13 protein-coding genes are annotated in these 16,449 nt (G+C 33.9%); 4 read left to right on the forward strand and 9 right to left on the reverse strand.

Going from position 1 to position 16,449, the window contains the following annotated elements; genetic code table 11:
- Nucleotides 1-5 precede the first annotated feature (5 nt).
- From AB3G39_RS01655 to AB3G39_RS01665, 3 genes are all read right to left on the reverse strand, one after another.
- Nucleotides 6-485, reverse strand: coding sequence for a gliding motility lipoprotein GldH (locus tag AB3G39_RS01655; protein WP_367772961.1), 480 nt, complete (start codon nt 483-485; stop codon nt 6-8).
- Entirely contained in the window at nt 469-1,776 is a 1,308-nt protein-coding gene (locus tag AB3G39_RS01660) for a stage 0 sporulation family protein (RefSeq protein WP_367756446.1), read from the reverse strand. Before AB3G39_RS01660 ends, AB3G39_RS01655 begins: the two co-directional genes overlap by 17 nt.
- A gap of 185 nt (nt 1,777-1,961) precedes the next feature.
- Nucleotides 1,962-3,338 carry a rhodanese-related sulfurtransferase gene (locus AB3G39_RS01665; protein WP_369765857.1) on the reverse strand — a complete coding sequence of 459 codons (1,377 nt, stop codon included), beginning with the start codon at nt 3,336-3,338 and terminating at the stop codon, nt 1,962-1,964.
- Nucleotides 3,339-3,727: 389 nt separating this feature from the next.
- Here AB3G39_RS01665 and AB3G39_RS01670 point away from each other — a divergent pair, with 389 nt between their 5' ends.
- Nucleotides 3,728-4,198, forward strand: a complete 471-nt coding sequence (locus AB3G39_RS01670; protein WP_367772958.1) for a hypothetical protein — start codon at nt 3,728-3,730, stop codon at nt 4,196-4,198.
- Nucleotides 4,199-4,419: 221 nt separating this feature from the next.
- On the opposite strand, the gene AB3G39_RS01675 is transcribed toward AB3G39_RS01670, so the two are convergent.
- From AB3G39_RS01675 to AB3G39_RS01685, 3 genes are all read right to left on the reverse strand, one after another.
- Nucleotides 4,420-4,830 (reverse strand): BrxA/BrxB family bacilliredoxin, encoded by a 411-nt coding sequence (locus AB3G39_RS01675; RefSeq protein WP_367772957.1) that lies wholly within the window; start codon nt 4,828-4,830, stop codon nt 4,420-4,422.
- Between the two features lie 85 nt (nt 4,831-4,915).
- Nucleotides 4,916-6,091: a lycopene cyclase family protein gene (locus tag AB3G39_RS01680; protein WP_369765858.1), complete on the reverse strand. Its 1,176-nt coding sequence runs from the start codon at nt 6,089-6,091 to the stop codon at nt 4,916-4,918.
- 42 nt (nt 6,092-6,133) lie between these two features.
- A complete protein-coding gene (locus AB3G39_RS01685; RefSeq protein WP_369765859.1) occupies nt 6,134-6,889 on the reverse strand; it encodes a transporter in 756 nt (251 codons plus the stop codon).
- A 95-nt stretch (nt 6,890-6,984) separates the two neighbouring features.
- Here AB3G39_RS01685 and AB3G39_RS01690 point away from each other — a divergent pair, with 95 nt between their 5' ends.
- The 3 genes from AB3G39_RS01690 (at nt 6,985) to AB3G39_RS01700 (ending at nt 10,063) form a co-directional block, all read left to right on the forward strand.
- Entirely contained in the window at nt 6,985-8,856 is a 1,872-nt protein-coding gene (locus AB3G39_RS01690) for an Nramp family divalent metal transporter (protein WP_367756434.1), read from the forward strand.
- A gap of 100 nt (nt 8,857-8,956) precedes the next feature.
- A complete protein-coding gene (locus AB3G39_RS01695) occupies nt 8,957-9,610 on the forward strand; it encodes a metal-dependent transcriptional regulator (RefSeq protein WP_367756432.1) in 654 nt (217 codons plus the stop codon).
- 45 nt (nt 9,611-9,655) lie between these two features.
- On the forward strand, nt 9,656-10,063 hold the full coding sequence (locus AB3G39_RS01700; RefSeq protein ID WP_367772952.1) for a hypothetical protein: 408 nt from the start codon (nt 9,656-9,658) through the stop codon (nt 10,061-10,063).
- Between the two features lie 9 nt (nt 10,064-10,072).
- Here the strand turns inward: AB3G39_RS01700 and AB3G39_RS01705 are convergent, their stop codons facing one another.
- From AB3G39_RS01705 to AB3G39_RS01715, 3 genes are all read right to left on the reverse strand, one after another.
- On the reverse strand, nt 10,073-12,487 hold the full coding sequence (locus tag AB3G39_RS01705) for a PAS domain S-box protein (RefSeq protein WP_369765860.1): 2,415 nt from the start codon (nt 12,485-12,487) through the stop codon (nt 10,073-10,075).
- 112 nt (nt 12,488-12,599) lie between these two features.
- Complete coding sequence (locus AB3G39_RS01710) at nt 12,600-13,121, reverse strand: YfiR family protein (RefSeq protein ID WP_367772947.1); 522 nt, start codon at nt 13,119-13,121, stop codon at nt 12,600-12,602.
- Between the two features lie 55 nt (nt 13,122-13,176).
- Entirely contained in the window at nt 13,177-16,038 is a 2,862-nt protein-coding gene (locus AB3G39_RS01715; RefSeq protein WP_369765861.1) for a TonB-dependent receptor domain-containing protein, read from the reverse strand.
- Nucleotides 16,039-16,449 lie beyond the last annotated feature (411 nt).

The raw sequence follows: 16,449 nt of genomic DNA on the forward strand, positions 1-16,449 counted from the left end.
CTATTCTATTCTTTTTTTTCTATTCTTAAACCTACTTCTGTTATACCTTCCAGGCTTTCAACTCCAGGAACTTTCCCTGTTTCCCGTACCACCTGTTTGATATTGACTTTGTACTTTCCTCTGAAACGCACATTTTCTTTGTAAAACAATTTGCTTTCCTTAATATCCGTGAAACCATCCCCAAGTAATGTTCCATCGGGATCAGCCATTTGGTACTCTAAAGTATCTACTTTCGTGTAGCCATTTGGTTTTTCTAAGGTCACAATCAAAAAAAGATTGTTGTATTTATAATTGTTATTGTCTCTCAAGTTTATAAACAAATCATATCTTTTCGTAGAATCTAATTCCGGTAAATTAAAAGATACAATACTGTCTTTATGCCAGGCACTTCCAACGGATTTATACTCATCAAAAGCTCTTTTTTTATCACATGAAAAAAAGACTGCCGTAATCAAAAGCAATAAAAAGCTATTTCTTAGACTCATTTTTAGTAATAATTATTGGTTTTCTTGCTGGTGCAGGCTCTGTTCCAGTTGGCGTTTTTTGATTTGGATTTCCTTGTTTTTTATGTACCGGTTTTTTATTATTAGGAACAATTGCATTTTCCCCACCTTTTTTAGGAGCCGCAGTGATAACATTTTCACCTACTTTCTTCGGTTTTTTGTTCGGTCTTTTGCTTTTCTTAGGTTGGTCAAAACGAGTTAAACTCTCTTGTCCCATCGCATTATTAAAGTCTTTTTCTGTTTCTTGAATAATTTCAATAGCAAAATCTTCTAGTGATGAAACTTTGTTTTTCAGCTTATTCTCTGCAATGATTTCTTTGACTTTTTCGATTTTTAATACGTGCCAGTTTGCAAAATTATTGGTGTAAGCAAACCACATTAAGCCCTTAAAAATATCTTGTTTTTGACAGATAGCATCTCCTTTTTCAGTAACTAGCTTCGTTTCAAAATCAGGAAACCCTTTCAACGCATCCATGTAAGTGTCTAACTCATAGTTGAGACAACATTTCAATTTTCCGCATTGACCAGCTAGTTTTTGTGGATTTAAAGACAGTTGTTGGTAACGTGCCGCAGAAGTATTTACACTTCTAAAATCCGTCAACCAAGTAGAACAACACAATTCTCTACCACAAGATCCAATACCACCTAAACGAGCTGCTTCCTGACGGAAACCTACTTGTTTCATCTCTACTCTAGTGCTAAATTCTTTGGCAAAATCTTTAATCAAAAGTCTAAAATCGACTCTATCATTGGCCGTATAATAAAAAGTAGCCTTAGATCCATCTCCCTGAAATTCAATATCAGATATTTTCATTTCTAGTTTTTGGGCTATAGCCAATTCACGTGCTCGAACTTTCATAGGTTCTTCACGTTCGCGTGCAGCAGACCAAATATCAATATCTTTTTGAGATGCTTTTCTATAGATTTTTGGGATTTCATTACCGTTGTAATTCGCTCCTTTTTTCTTCATTTGGATTTTAACCAACTCTCCCGTCAAAGTAACAATTCCGATATCATGACCTGGAGAAGCGACCGTAGCCACTATGTCTCCCATCGATAAAGTTAATTTTTCCGTATTGCGGTAAAATTCTTTACGTCCATTCTTAAATCGAACTTCAACACAGTCAAAAGGCGCTTCCCCATTAGGTAAACTCATATTAGAAAGCCAATCGAAAACAGTTAATTTATTGCAGCTATCGGTGCCGCAAGTCCCATTATTTTTACAACCCTTAGGTGAACCACCATCAGAAGTTGAACAACTTGTACATGCCATAATTTTATATATAGTGTTGTGATAAACACAACTTATGTTCTTAAAACGATTAATTCGTAAAGATAGTATTTTTTAAGCGTAAGATGCAAAAGTTACAACTGACAAAGAATTAAAGTTTTATTAAAAAAAAAGACCTTTTCCATCTATTTGGAAAAGGTCTTAATGAATTTTTAAGAAATAGGGGGTTAGTCTATAATTTTATATAATTTATCTGACAAACGAATTCGGAAAGAAAGCTTAAAAGTACATGTATCTCCCACAACCGCTTTTTCAGCAACTTTATCATTTACAAGCATTTCAGATATTAATACTTTTTGTTCTCCAGTAGTTTCTCCTTTAATCAGCATTGTATCTCCAATTTTTATTTCATTTTCTTCAATCAAGAATTGACCAATGCTTGGTTTTGGATAAAAATGAGTTCCTTTCCCAATGTATTGTTTTTTAATTTTTGGCGTTTTTTTAGCCAATGCTTTCGATTTTGTCAAATCGGCAAGATTAGGAACTGCGGCCAAAGGGTCTTGATTGGCTTCTCTATTTTTAAAAGTCAACACATCTGATTTTCCTTTTTTGAAAATCTTATTGCCGTTTTTTATTCCTCTTCTAATTGCTTTTTGCTCTTCTTCAGGTAAATGAATCACATCCACACATTCGGCGGAACAACAACCCTCCATGGCTTGCGCACATTCTTCACATTGAATAAACAATAAATGACACCCTTCATTGACACAATTGGTATGCACATCACAAGGTTTTCCGCATTGGTGACATTGTGAAACGATATCGTCAGTGATTCTTTCGCCTAAGCGATGATCAAATACAAAGTTTTTACCAATGAATTTACTCTCTAGATTTTCTTCTTTAATTTGTTTGGCATAATTAATTATACCTCCTTCTAACTGGTATACGTTTTTAAACCCTTGATGTTTAAAATAAGCCGAAGCTTTCTCGCAACGGATTCCTCCAGTGCAGTACATTACTAGGTTTTTATCTTCTTTAAAATCTTGCAATTGTTCATTAATGATAGGCAATGACTCTCTAAAAGTATCCACATCTGGTGTAATAGCGCCTTTAAAATAACCAATTTCACTTTCGTAATGATTTCTAAAATCAACCACAATTGTATTTGGATCGTCTAAAATAGTATTGAATTCTTTGGCTTTTAAATGCACTCCAATGTTGGTAACATCAAAAGTTTCATCGTTTAATCCGTCAGCAACAATTTTGTCACGTACTTTTACTGTTAACTTCAAGAAAGAGTGATCGTCATGCTCCACGGCAATATTCAAGCGCATTCCTTTCATAAAATCATATTCTTCTATAGTGTCTTTGAATGCATAGAAATTATCTGCCGGAAGTGATAGCTGAGCGTTAATTCCTTCTTTGGCCACATAAATACGACCAAGAACCACAAGTGGGTTCCAAGCGCGGAATAAATCGTTACGGAATTGTGTTGGATCTTGAATTTGCGCATAAGCATAGAAAGACAAAGTAAGTCTTTGTTTTCCGGCATCATCAATCATGATGGCTCTTTCTTCTGCGCTTAAAGTGTTATACAGTTGCATGCTATAAACGGTTTAAGTGTGAAAAATTATTTTTGCAAAAGTAGGGAAAAGTTAGAGAGTTTCAAAGTTGCAGAGAAATAGAGTTACAGAGATGCAGAGAATCAAAGTTTAGGCTTTTTATATCGCTTTTCGTCACTATAATATGTTACCACTTCAAGCGAAGCAATCTGGATTGACAATGAGTTCTGAATTGCAATTATTCAATTTTGACAAAGGAAATGGCACATTTTAGTAGGAGGTCTATTTGTAAGAAGAGGAGGACTTCAATTGTAAAAACTGTTGATTCTTTTATTGATTTGTAGTTGTTTTTAGTTTTACCCAAAATAAAAATGTTTATTAGCTTAAATATCAAACCATAAACCAATACCAACTAACTAAACCAAAAAACCATGAAAAACTTTATCCTTATTATTTTGGTACTTTTAAGTTCCGCCACCGTGTTTTCTCAGGAAAACAAAAACGATTTTGGAGGTTTAAAAAAGAATGCTATATCCTTTACAATTTTAGGAACAACCCCTGTAATTGGGTTGACTTATGAACGAATTGTCTCGAACTATGTGAGTTTAGAAATTGGAGTTGGACTACCAAGTGTAGGTATTGGAGCCAAAGTTTTTTTTAGTAAAATCCAAGAGCAAAAAATGATGTTTAATACTGGATTAACAGCAACTTATGTTGATTTTGGAAATGGTTATTTACTTAACGGTAATGCTGTAGTTATTTATTTACCCATCGGACTTAGTTATTACGGATTGAAAGGTTTTAATTTTGGAGTAGATGTTGGACCTGGGTTAGACACTGGTAATGAAGACGGAACTATTCTAATTCCTTATGCTGGTCTTAAACTAGGAAAACGATTTTAATTGAGATAATTTGGTTTTTAGAGCTATTTTAATTAATCAGTTCACTCTTGCCAGCGGTACACTATATCCTATTCTGGTGAACACTGCCAAAATAGGATATAGTGTACCGCTGGAAATAGCTCCAAATAAAAAACCGCAGCCCACACATTTAAAATGGGTGAAGCTGCGGTTAAAACCTTTGCGAACTTAGCGCAATACTTTGTGTTCTTCGCGTTTAAATACTAGCAGTATTCGTTAAAAGCATCTTGTAAGTTCTCAGCAATCATTTCAGCTGGGCGACCTTCAATGTGGTGACGCTCTAACATGTGAACCAATTCTCCGTTTTTGAACAACGCCATACATGGTGATGATGGAGGAAAAGGAAACATGTGTTGTCTTGCTGCATCTACTGCTTCTTTGTCAACTCCTGCAAAAACCGTGATTAAATGATCTGGTTTTTTAGCTCCGTCCAAACTCATTTTTGCTCCTGGACGTGCGTTTCTTGCTGCACAACCACAAACTGAATTCACAACTACTAGTGTTGTTCCTTCGGCTTTGATCGCATTGTCTACCGCATCTGCGCTATGTAAATCTTGAAAACCTGCTACTGTCAATTCAGCTTGCATTGGTTTTACCATTTCTTCTGGATACATATCTTTGTATTTTAAATATTAATTGTTGAAAGTGCAAAGTTACGAAGTTTAAAAAGAACTCCATTATTTGCTTTATAAAGTTTTGTTATTGTTTGATAGCCATTTGATTTTTCTGGAATAAATAACGAACAGATCGCATTAAAGCCATGACAAAAGGCATTTTAGGGCATTTTAAAATTACTTTTATATCCTCATAAAGCGATGTTTCTTCGTCTAAGAATTTAAAAATCAAAACGGGACTCCCCTTTTTAAACATTGAAGAGAATATACTTGCTCCCAGTTCGTTTTTTCGATCCAGAATATCCAACAAAAGCAAGTCGTAAAACCAAAATTTAGTTTGTTTATGGAATTTCCTGAAGTCCTTTTCTTTTTGTAAAAAAGTGATTAAGGCAGTCGATTTTTTATCAGAATTCTTGAAGGTATAACCCGTACTGGCTTTGGTCCATCCGCCGGCGGTTCCAATGTTGAGGACGCGTTGGGTGTTTTTTTTCCAAAAAGGATAGCAGGTCATCGGGATGCTACCTTGTTCTTTTTCGATGATTTCATAATCCGTGATACCGAGTTTTGTAATGTAGTTTTGAATTTCATCTTCGTACTCGCTTTTGGCTAATAAATCATGTGAAAACAAGGTGTATTCCAGCAACGCTTCGGTTGTGGAAGTAGGCAAAACATACATAAAACGTGTATTCCCTTTTTGTTCTACCGAAAAATCCATGAAAGTCGCTTGCACTGGATTGAAAGCCGCTTCTTTACTTTTTATAAACCAACCAATAAAATGCTGTTGCAAAACGGGATATTTAGTTTGGCTTTCGACGGCAAACTTTCTATAAATACTATTAAACAGTTTATCGCCAGTAAAATTTTTGGTTTCGGTAGCAACGTAAACATGCGTTTGGAGTTCGTTGATATCGGTCACTTTCTCATTAAGGAAGTCGATATTTTTTTGTTTCGAAATCAAATCAAATACTTGATTGTAAAAATCCAATCCCTTTACTCTATTGTATTGATACGGCTTTAATTCTAAATCTCTACTGAATTTTTCATTGGCAAATAAAGCCAAATCCCATTTTTTAGTAATTGATTGTTCCCAAGTTGATTGCTCTACTTGCCAGAAACACCAAGTTCTATCATTGGTTTTCTTGGTATTTTCATCGATAAGCAAAATGGATTTTTCCCTAAAATTACCTGATTGAATCATTTTATAAACAGTCATCAATGCTGCTAAACCTGTGCCTGTAAAAATGTAATCGTAGTTTTTCATTTAAAGTGGTGTCCAATTTTTATCAAAAATAGACAATTAAAATTAGATTTTAAATCGGAATGAATAGCCCAAAGACAAGAAATAATCGGGTGAAATTTTAGATAATCCCAGTCCACCTGAAATGTCTAATTGATGATTTGGGTTGAATAAGTAAGTGAAACCAGCGTCAAAGCGATGATCTGGTTTTTCAATTTGAGGGATAAAACCATAGAGTTCTACATATCCACCTAATTTCTCCGTAATCGAATACCCTGTTGTCAAGGTATAAACAAAAGTAGGTTCGGTCGTTTCCCCATTCCATTCGGCACCCAAGTTGTAACTCAATGCTTGTTTATCACTAATGGTATGTTGCATGGTAAAGCGAAATTCAGGAGTATAATATTTTTGTTTGTATGGATTTGACGCCAATTTTGGAATTGTAATATGCCCAATAAAGGAAGTGGTAGGAATAATCCCTTTTTCGTTCATCAGTTTTGTTTTGAAACCAATTAAAATAGGATTTATTCCCGCTTTTTTCTCCAAATTATTTTTATCGATTATAAATTCAGAAATTAATCTCAATTCGAAATTTTGATTAATTCCATAACGAACTAATACGGCTGCTGCCTGAATTTCATTTGCATTTTGTTTTGTTTTTTCAAATGAAAATCCATTTTCTAATTGCAAATAACCCACAGGAGTAATAAAAGGACATTCGGTTTGATCCGGCCTGTCAGTTTGTATGGAAGGCATATTTTGTGCAAATCCAACATTGTATAACAAAATGATTACTATAATAGAAAGGTGTGATTTTTTCATTTTTTCAATAGCTTAAATAAATATTTAGACAAAACTAAAATAAATATTTGATAAAACAAAAAAACATAATTATATTTGCATCAAACAGTTATAAAATGGGTAAGTCGTTAGAAGAAGTAAACCAATCGGTTTCCACTCAAAATAAGAAATCAGTTTTCCGAAAAATATTAGCCTTTTTTGGTCCTGCCTACTTAATAAGCGTAGGATATATGGATCCTGGAAACTGGGCAACGGACCTTGCTGGAGGAAGTCAATTTGGCTATTCTTTGCTTTGGGTTTTATTGATGAGTAACATCATGGCGTTGCTTTTGCAAAGTTTAAGCGCGCGACTGGGTATTGTAACCCAACGTGATTTAGCACAGGCTTCTCGTGAAACATACTCCCCGTTTATTAACTACATTCTTTATTTCTTAGCTGAAATTGCTATTGCCGCCTGTGACTTGGCAGAAGTTTTAGGAATGGCCATTGGTATTAATTTACTATTCGACATTCCGCTGATTGAAGGCGTAATGATTACCGTTTTAGATACTTTTTTGTTATTATTTCTAATCAACAAAGGCATCCGAAAAATGGAAGCGTTCATTATCGCTTTGGTATTAGTCATTGGGGTTTCGTTCATATTCGAAATGATTTTTGCACAACCAGAAATGGATAAGGTACTTCTAGGTTTAATACCTTCCATGCCTAATGAAACGGCTTTATATATTGCTATCGGGATTATTGGGGCGACAGTTATGCCACATAATTTATATTTACATTCCTCATTAGTACAAACCAGAAAATTTGATCGAACTACTGAAGGCATCAAGCAAGCCTTAAAATACAATTTCATCGATTCAACCATTGCCTTAAACCTTGCTTTTTTTGTCAACGCCGCCATTTTAATTTTGGCTGCAGCCACATTTTACAAAATAGGAATGCATGAAGTAGCCGAAATTCAAGATGCGCATCGCTTTTTGCAACCACTTCTAGGAACTAAATGGGCACCCATTTTATTTGCCGTTGCACTTATCGCTGCTGGACAAAGCTCCACAGTTACAGGAACATTAGCAGGACAAATCATCATGGAAGGCTATTTGAATTTAAGAATCCAGCCGTGGGTACGTAGAATTATTACTCGATTAATTGCGATAGTTCCAGCCGTTATTGTCATTTCTATTTTTGGTGAAGGTGTAACCGGAAAATTGCTGATTTTTAGTCAGGTGATCTTGAGTTTACAATTGGGTTTTGCCATCATTCCTTTAATCCATTTTGTAAGTGACAAATCAAAAATGAAAGGGTTTCACATTGGAATATGGACCCAAATTGCCTCTTGGATCGTAGCCTCAATTATCGTGGTGCTGAACGCAAAATTAGTTTTGGATGAAATAAGTGGCTGGCTTGAAACTTCAGATAACCCAATGATATTGTGGTTAACAGTAGTTCCATTAGCAATAAGTTTCTTAATTTTGTTGCTGTTCATTGTGTTTAAACCTTTAATTACCAAATCCAAAACTGCATTCCACAATCATTCTCCGCACAACTTAAAACTCCGTTTTTCTAAATCAGAAACGTATGATAAAAAGAATATTGCTGTTTCAGTAGATTTCTCGAGTGCCGATGAAGTGGCTTTAAATAGTGCTTTTGAATTAGGCGGAATTGCGGCCAACTATACATTAATTCATGTTGTTGAAACCGTTGGAGCGCTCATTTATGGAGAACATATTGACGATCACGAAACTTTGGTAGATGAAAAATTATTGAAAGAATACCAAGAAATGCTGTCTGAAAAAGGATTCAAAGTCAGTATTCAGTTGGGCTTTGGTAAACCAAACAAAGTGATACCAGAAATCATTAATAAAGGAAATTTTGACGTTTTGGTGATGGGAACGCATGGACACACAGGATTCAAAGATTTGATTTTTGGAACTACAGTCGATAAATTGAGACATAAAATTTCCATTCCTTTATATATCGTTAAAAATTAATATTCATAGGAGCTCATTCCCGCTATTCGCTTTATCTTTATCTTTTTTAAAGAAAAAAAGATAAAGGATGTCGCTGCTATCGGGGCTAAAAAAAACAACAATGACACTTTCAGAAGAAAATTACCTAAAAGCCATATACCATCTTACCGTAGTTTCAAATGCTGATGTGAGTACTAATGCCATTGCGGAAATGATGGAAACCAAAGCCTCATCGGTTACAGATATGCTTAAAAAATTGGCTGAAAAAGACTTGGTTAATTATAAAAAATACCAAGGCGTTTCCCTAACAGAACCAGGTAAACTAGCTGCCAAAATGATTGTGAGAAAGCACCGCCTTTGGGAAGTTTTCTTGGTAGATAAATTGGATTTTTCATGGGATGAAGTGCATGATATTGCCGAACAATTAGAACACATCAAATCAGAGAAACTCATCAATAAACTAGATGATTTTCTAGGCAACCCCACCGAAGATCCACATGGAGATCCGATACCAAATGCGCAAGGGGAAATATTCAAAATCGAAAAACAATTACTTTCAGAACTTTTGGTAAATCAAAAAGGAATGTGTGTTGGTGTTAAAGACACCTCATCTGAGTTTTTAAAATATCTGGACAAGCAAGAAATTGCTTTGGGTTCTAAAATTGAAATTTTAAGTAAAGAGACTTTTGATTTATCACTAAAAATAAAAGTAGATGGCAAGAATTTGACGATTTCAAATAAGATTGCTAGCAACCTTTTTGTAAAGACAAATTAACCATTTTCAAGTAATCTTGACCCTAACCTAATCAATAGATTTGAAATGAAAAAATGTATACTGCTGTTATTATTGACTTTTAATTTAACCGCTTTTGCTCAAAATAAAAACCTAAGTTATTTTAAAATTACTCAAAAGGAATGTCTCCCAAAAAAAGGCTATCAATTCGTTTTAAAACAAATCGTTTCGGATTCCCGTTGTCCCAAAGGCGTAAACTGCATATGGGCAGGAGAAATAAAATTACTAGTTTCAGTTTATCAAGACAAACATTTTATTACGGATGAAGCGGTAACTATTTCTGGAAATAATTTTCAAGAAAACAAAGATTGGTTGGTGCGTTATTTGCCTATCAATAAACAGAACCTACAAACCATCACTGTTTTTCCTTACCCTGAAGAAGGTATTAAAATCAACCCTAAGGATTACTACTTGAAAATTGGCTACTTGAAATAGAAAATCATCCTATTTGTTATCGCTTTTAAAACCTATTAATTTTCTAATTTTTTGTTCACTTTCTTCTAGAGCAACCTCCATGTTTTTGTAGGATGTAATGTCTTTTATATTGGCAACAGCCGCGATAATATAGTTGTTGTCATCAATTATTGGTCGGCCACTAATTACTACTCTTTTTTTATCTCGTGTTTCCGAGTCTTCTATTACTATTTCAACATCATCTGTAGACTCCCCTTTTAATGCTTTTTCTAAAGGAAGGTTTTGAGCTGGAAATATAGTACGCTCATCTGGATAGTATAAATCATATTTAGCCGACCAATCAAGAGTCGTTGGCATTCCTGAATCTTGTTTAATTCCTATAATTTCTTCGGCCATATGATTAGAAAGCACAATTCTCTTATGAGTATCTGTTACAATAATTCCTTCACCTATATTTTCTAGAATCAATTTCAATTTTAATTCATTAAGGCGTACCAATTTATCGGCTTCAATTTTTTCGTTTTCTAGTTTTTTACTTAGAGAAATGTCTTTTATAAATCCAATAAAAATATATTTCCCTGAAATAGTTGCTTGAGATACTGTTAATTCAATTTCAAACTCTTCTTTCTTTTTATTAAGCGCCGTGATTTCGACTGTTTTATTAATATAAGGTCCTTCTGCAGTCTCAAGGAAATGTGTAAATCCTTTCATATGACTTTCTTTATACTGGTCCGGAACAATTAAATCCCTCATTTTTTTACCTAAAACTTCTTGAATTGACCAACCAAATATTTTTTCGGCTTGCGGATTCCATCTTATAATGTCCCCTTCATCATTAATCACAATCAAAGCATCAGGAGCTTCATTAAAAATGGTTTGCAATTGACCTTCGCTTTCTTTTAGCTTTTGGTCTGCAAGTTTCCTATCGGTTATGTCTCTCATTATAGAGCGATGACCAGTTATCCTATTTCCTACTCTTAATTGCATAACCGTTTGTTCAATCCATTTTTGTTCTCTGGTTTTGGTTATAATTGGAAAAGAAAATAATGTTTCATCAATTTTATTTTTAAACTGATTCAAATAAAATTCTGCCACACGATCTCTCCATTCTGGCGAAACAAGATCTATTATATTGGTACCCATCAATTCATTTTGGCTGAAACCCGTTAATTTTTCACAAGCAGGATTAATGTAAGTAAAGTTGCCTTTGTAATCAGTAGTGTGTACCACGTCACTTGTGTTTTCAACAATTTCACGGTATTTCTCTTCACTTTTTCTAAGGGTTTCAATGGCTTCAGCTAATTGCGCAGTGCGCTCACTTACTTTTTGCTCTAGTTCTTCATTGAGTTTCTTAATTAGATTTTCAGAATTTTTTCGCTCTGTAATATCATGAATAACTAAAACACCACCTACTGTTTCTCCTGATGTGTTTTTTAAAGGTCTGGCCGTTACAGTGACAAAAAGACCAGCCGTTTTTCTATAATTTTGAATAAACATTTCCTGATTATCAACTTCTTCTCCGTTTAATGCTTTCACTAACGGAAGTTCATTAGTAGCAAAAAGAGTATTGGAATCTGGCAAAAAGAAACCATAAGTATCAGCCCATTTCTCTTTAGGAATATCAATAGCACCAATTCCTATAATTTTTTCACTAGCAGTATTCCACAATAGGAATTTATTACTTTCATCAACAACTATTAATCCATCTCCCATGTTTTGTATAACGGATTGCAAGAGTGTGTTTTGTTTATTTAATTGCTCTTTAGATTGTGCTACTTCATTACTTCTTTTTTCTATGGTTTCTAGCATATCATTGAGACCAATAGAAAGGGTACTAATTTCATCTTTACCTTCAACGGCCATTCTAATTTTATAATCTTCTGTTTCTTTTATTTGTTGAATAACAGTGACTAAATTCAGCAATGGTTTAGAGATGTATTTTTTAATAAAAATGGCAATTAAAAATGCAAGCCCAATTCCCACTATAAGCAGCACGATTCCCAGACGCAAAACATCCATCTTTATTTTATTCAATTCCGAAAGTTCAAATCGAATAAGAACACTACCTATTACTTCATTGTCTTTTTTAATTTTACTGTATACAAAAAGTTCATTACTAGTAAATTCGAATCTATCTGAGACATCTTTAGAAACATTAAATTGATATTTTGAATCGGTACCTTCTTTTGCATAAGAGGCAAATACTTTTCCTTTCTTGTCTAAAATTACCGCATTTAAAATATCATGCTGAACATTTAATTCAGATAAAATTTTACTTGCAGCTGAATTGTCCAAAAAATCAAGTGCAGAAATACTATTAAAACCAACTACTTGAGCTATGGCTTTCGAACCTACTGCCTTACGGTCTTTAAAGCCTTTTATGTCGATTAAAACAAAGGCTGTGATACAAATAATCAGTACAAATGCAGAAGTAAATACTTGCATTAGCACGAGTTTGTTTTTAATGGATATGTTACGTGGATTAAGCATATGTATATTATTTTAATATTTTAAAAACTCTTTTTCATTCCATAAGTTGACAAATGGAGCTTCAGTACTATTGCACAATAATCGCGTGTTGCAATAAGAATGAACTAATTCCAATTCCCGCTTTATTTATTGCTTTTAGATTTACCTCAAATTTTAATTTGTTATCGACAATAACAAAATTCATTTGAGCTCCTTTTTTGCCATAACCATTTCGCTCAGTGACTATCAATACTGGTTTGTCAGAAAATTTAGAAAGAATAGTTTCAATTGGTATCGTGCTATTGTAAGGAACAAATAAAATATTACAAAAACCGATTTCCTCCAAATTTCCATATTCGTTAATCTCAATTTTTTTAGTTTTAGGCACAGCAAGCAATGAAGTTGTAATTGGGCTTCCTTCTAAAATAGCGATCTTAAAAGCTTGGTTTTTAGAATAATCTTTCCAATTAACATAATCTATAAAACGATACAGAAAAGCCGCTTTTAAAGCATATTCCTTTCCTCCAGCATTCTCTTGGGCGGTTACTAGATTGCCATCCAACAACAATACGGTCAACGACAAAAAAAACAATTGAGTTATAGTTTTCATACTTTTATTTTTAAAACAGTTCTTTTATGCCTTAATAAACCAGCTCTTTTTGAAATCAAAATCTATAGTTAAGTGCCAGACTAAACTGGGTTCCCAATTGGCTGAAATGATATCCTTCATATGTCATTTGAGAATAACGCCCGTTGAAAGTAATCAAATTAAATTGTGACTTAACTTGTGACGAATCTTTTAAAATTGCAGCTCCAGCTTCATTTTCGGCTTTAAATTTCCATTGGGGCAACACATTAAATAGATTGTTGACATTAAAAGCAAAAACCAATTGACTTGTAGGGGAATAATTAATGCCTAAGTCAGTAACTATTTTTGGGGTAAACTCTGTTCTTAAATTTGGATTTAAACCGTCTTGCTTGAATGTTGTTTTTCCAAAATAGGTGTTATTAAGAATGAATTCGTATTTTGAAATTTTATAAACCCCACCCAAAACCCATTTTGTTTTAGGTCTTGAGGTAAACATTAAAGCGCTTAAAGTAGGACTAAAATTATCGCTAGTAACAGCTGAAATTCTTTTGTTTTCAAAAACCACATTTCCCGATAAATTCATCCCTAATTTCCCATTTCCAATGGGAATCTCTCCATAATTCATAACTGCATCTAATCCAGATGTTCTGGAATCAAATGAGTTTTCAAACCAAGAGACTGTTCCAAACTGTGTTTCCACTTTGTCTCCCAAAAGTATTCGATCATTCACTGTAATTGTATAATAATCAATAGTAAAATTTACATTTTTAAAAGGGTTTGACCCTATACCCATAGTCATATTTCTAGATTTTTCTGCATCTAATTTTGGGATTCCTAAAATGCGCGCCTGAGCAGAAATGTTATTGATCAATCCACTAATTTTTATTCCTTGTCCTGCTACAAATGAATACTGTGATTTTTGGGAATAAATTTGATGCAATGTTGGTGCTCTAAATCCTGTAGAAAAGGATCCACGAATGATGACTTTATCATTAGGAAATTTATATCTTGAACTAATTTTCCAAACCGTTGCGCCCCCAAAATCGCTATAATCTTCATAACGAACGGTTCCATTTAGTATAAAGTTTTTAGAGAAATCATATGCCAAATCGATGTACCCTCCAAAATTATAACGGTTCCATTTACCCGAATTTTCAGGTCTATTTCCAGAAAAGGAATCGGCTCCTTCTCCCTCCCAAGACGCTCGGTCTCCTTCGGTAATTTCAAAAGTTTCAGTTCGGATTTCTGAACCAAATGCAACACTAATTTTATCGGAAACAACTTTTGAAATATCTAAATTCCCTACTACATGATGGAAAGCTACTCCGCCTGGTTTAAAATTTATGGGACTATTTTCTTGATAAACGCTCGCCCCATTCTGATCTTTTATGACTGATTTATTTTGTGAATCTTCTACAGTATAGGTTTGTGAGTTTCCCCCAATTGTAACACTTGCATCAGTGTTCCATCCATTTCTTATGGACTTATATCCTAAGGTGGCATTATAATCATTTAAATCTCCCGTAAATGTGGGAAGATATCCATTGTAAGAAGCTACCGTTCCATTGCCAAAAAAATCTTTCAAATAAGTGGGATATGTTGATGCGGTACTCCAGTTTGCAATAGAATTATTTTCAAAAGGATTTTGTATGGATCTCCAATATGGAGTTCTATAATTGGCAAATGAATTAACTTTTTTAAACACATAGAGGGCATTGTAGTACACTTGTGTTTCACTGGATAAATCAAACCCACCATTAATTAAGAATTTAGCTGTAACAGTTTCTGGCGAACCATTTATGTTTTTCGCATCAGGATAGTTTTTTAAAAAAGAATCAACTGCTTCTCTCCCTGAAACATTCCCTTTATTTATAGTTGCAAATTTTGCATTATAATCGGGTGAGCCTTTGTATCCTTGAAAAACTGCACTAATCCCATCCTCGGTCATTCCATCAATATTTGTTCCGTTTAGGGTATGATCATCGTTTATATAGCTGGACGGTTCATTAGGGTCTATTTTGATAAAATCATTAAATTCTCCTTCTGCATCTACTTTTCCAGGTCTATTAGCCAAATTTACTTTTGAAAAATCAATAGTATAGTTTACAAAGCCGTTGTTACCCGATGTAGAACCGTTGTTCAAACTCACCCCAAATAGTTCTCCATCTCCTTTTTTAGTTATTCCAGTTCGTACTGTAACTGCCCCGTTATTTGGTCTTTTTTTTAAAATAACATTGATCACACCTGCTATTGCATCAGAACCATATTGCGCTGAGGCACCGTCACGTAAAACTTCTACCCTCTCAATTGCATCAATTGGAATACCCGAAATATCGGCAGCCGTTTCACCTCGACCAGGTGAGGTTTGCAAATAAAGTAAAGCACTTAGGTTTTTGCGTTTGCCGTCGATAAGAATTAAGGTTCTACTAGGACCCATGTTTCTAATTTCATAGGGATCCAATAAGGAAGTGGCATCATTTACAGGTGTTTGAACGGTATTGAAGGAGGGAATTTTGTATTGCAATGCTTTATCCAATGTGAATTGGCCTGTAGATATAAGATCTTCCGATGATAAAACATCTATCGGAAGTGAACTTGTAGTATTACTCCTTGGTACAGTTCTAGTTCCTGTAACCAAAACCTCATCTCTATTCTGCCCCCCATTTTGTGATAATACCGCATTCAATATAGATTCACTGGCTTCATATTCTTGTTTAGAAAAGCCATAATAACTAACAACCAAAGTGGCACCTTCTTTTACAATAATTGAATACGCCCCATTAATATCAGTAAAGACACTATTATTGGTTCCTTTTTCCGTGATGTTAGCTCCAGCCAAAGCGACACCAGCATTGTCAATGACAAAGCCTGAAATTTCTTTTTGTGAATAAAGAAAAGCAACCTTCAGAAAAAATAATATTAAAATAAATTTTTTCATAATGTGTTGGTATTGGTTCGCTTTTGTTTGAAATCAATGGCAACATAAAATCATAAAAGTGATTTCATCAATACTTCGCTGTTTCCTTTTGGAATAAGTATTGAATAAAAAGACTCATCAAGAAAACGGAACAAACTTACTTTTAATTAAAACGGCTTATTTCCTTGTCCTTTCTATTAAAATTTTTGAAAAGAAGTAGCATAAAACACTCTTACTAAGAAGTAAGCACTAATTCAAAAGGAAGTGATTTTTTGAGTTATAATTTTTTACGAATAAGATAAAGCACTAAAAATTATGAATGTTTAAAATTCATAATAGTTCTATAATTTCAATTGCTATTGTAGATATAAAGCGGGAAGTCTTGAAATTACTTTTAAACAGCTTCTATTATTTGCAATATCTTAAATATTG

It is taken from the genome of Flavobacterium sp. WC2416, from assembly GCF_041200095.1.
Taxonomy (GTDB): Bacteria; Bacteroidota; Bacteroidia; order Flavobacteriales; family Flavobacteriaceae; genus Flavobacterium.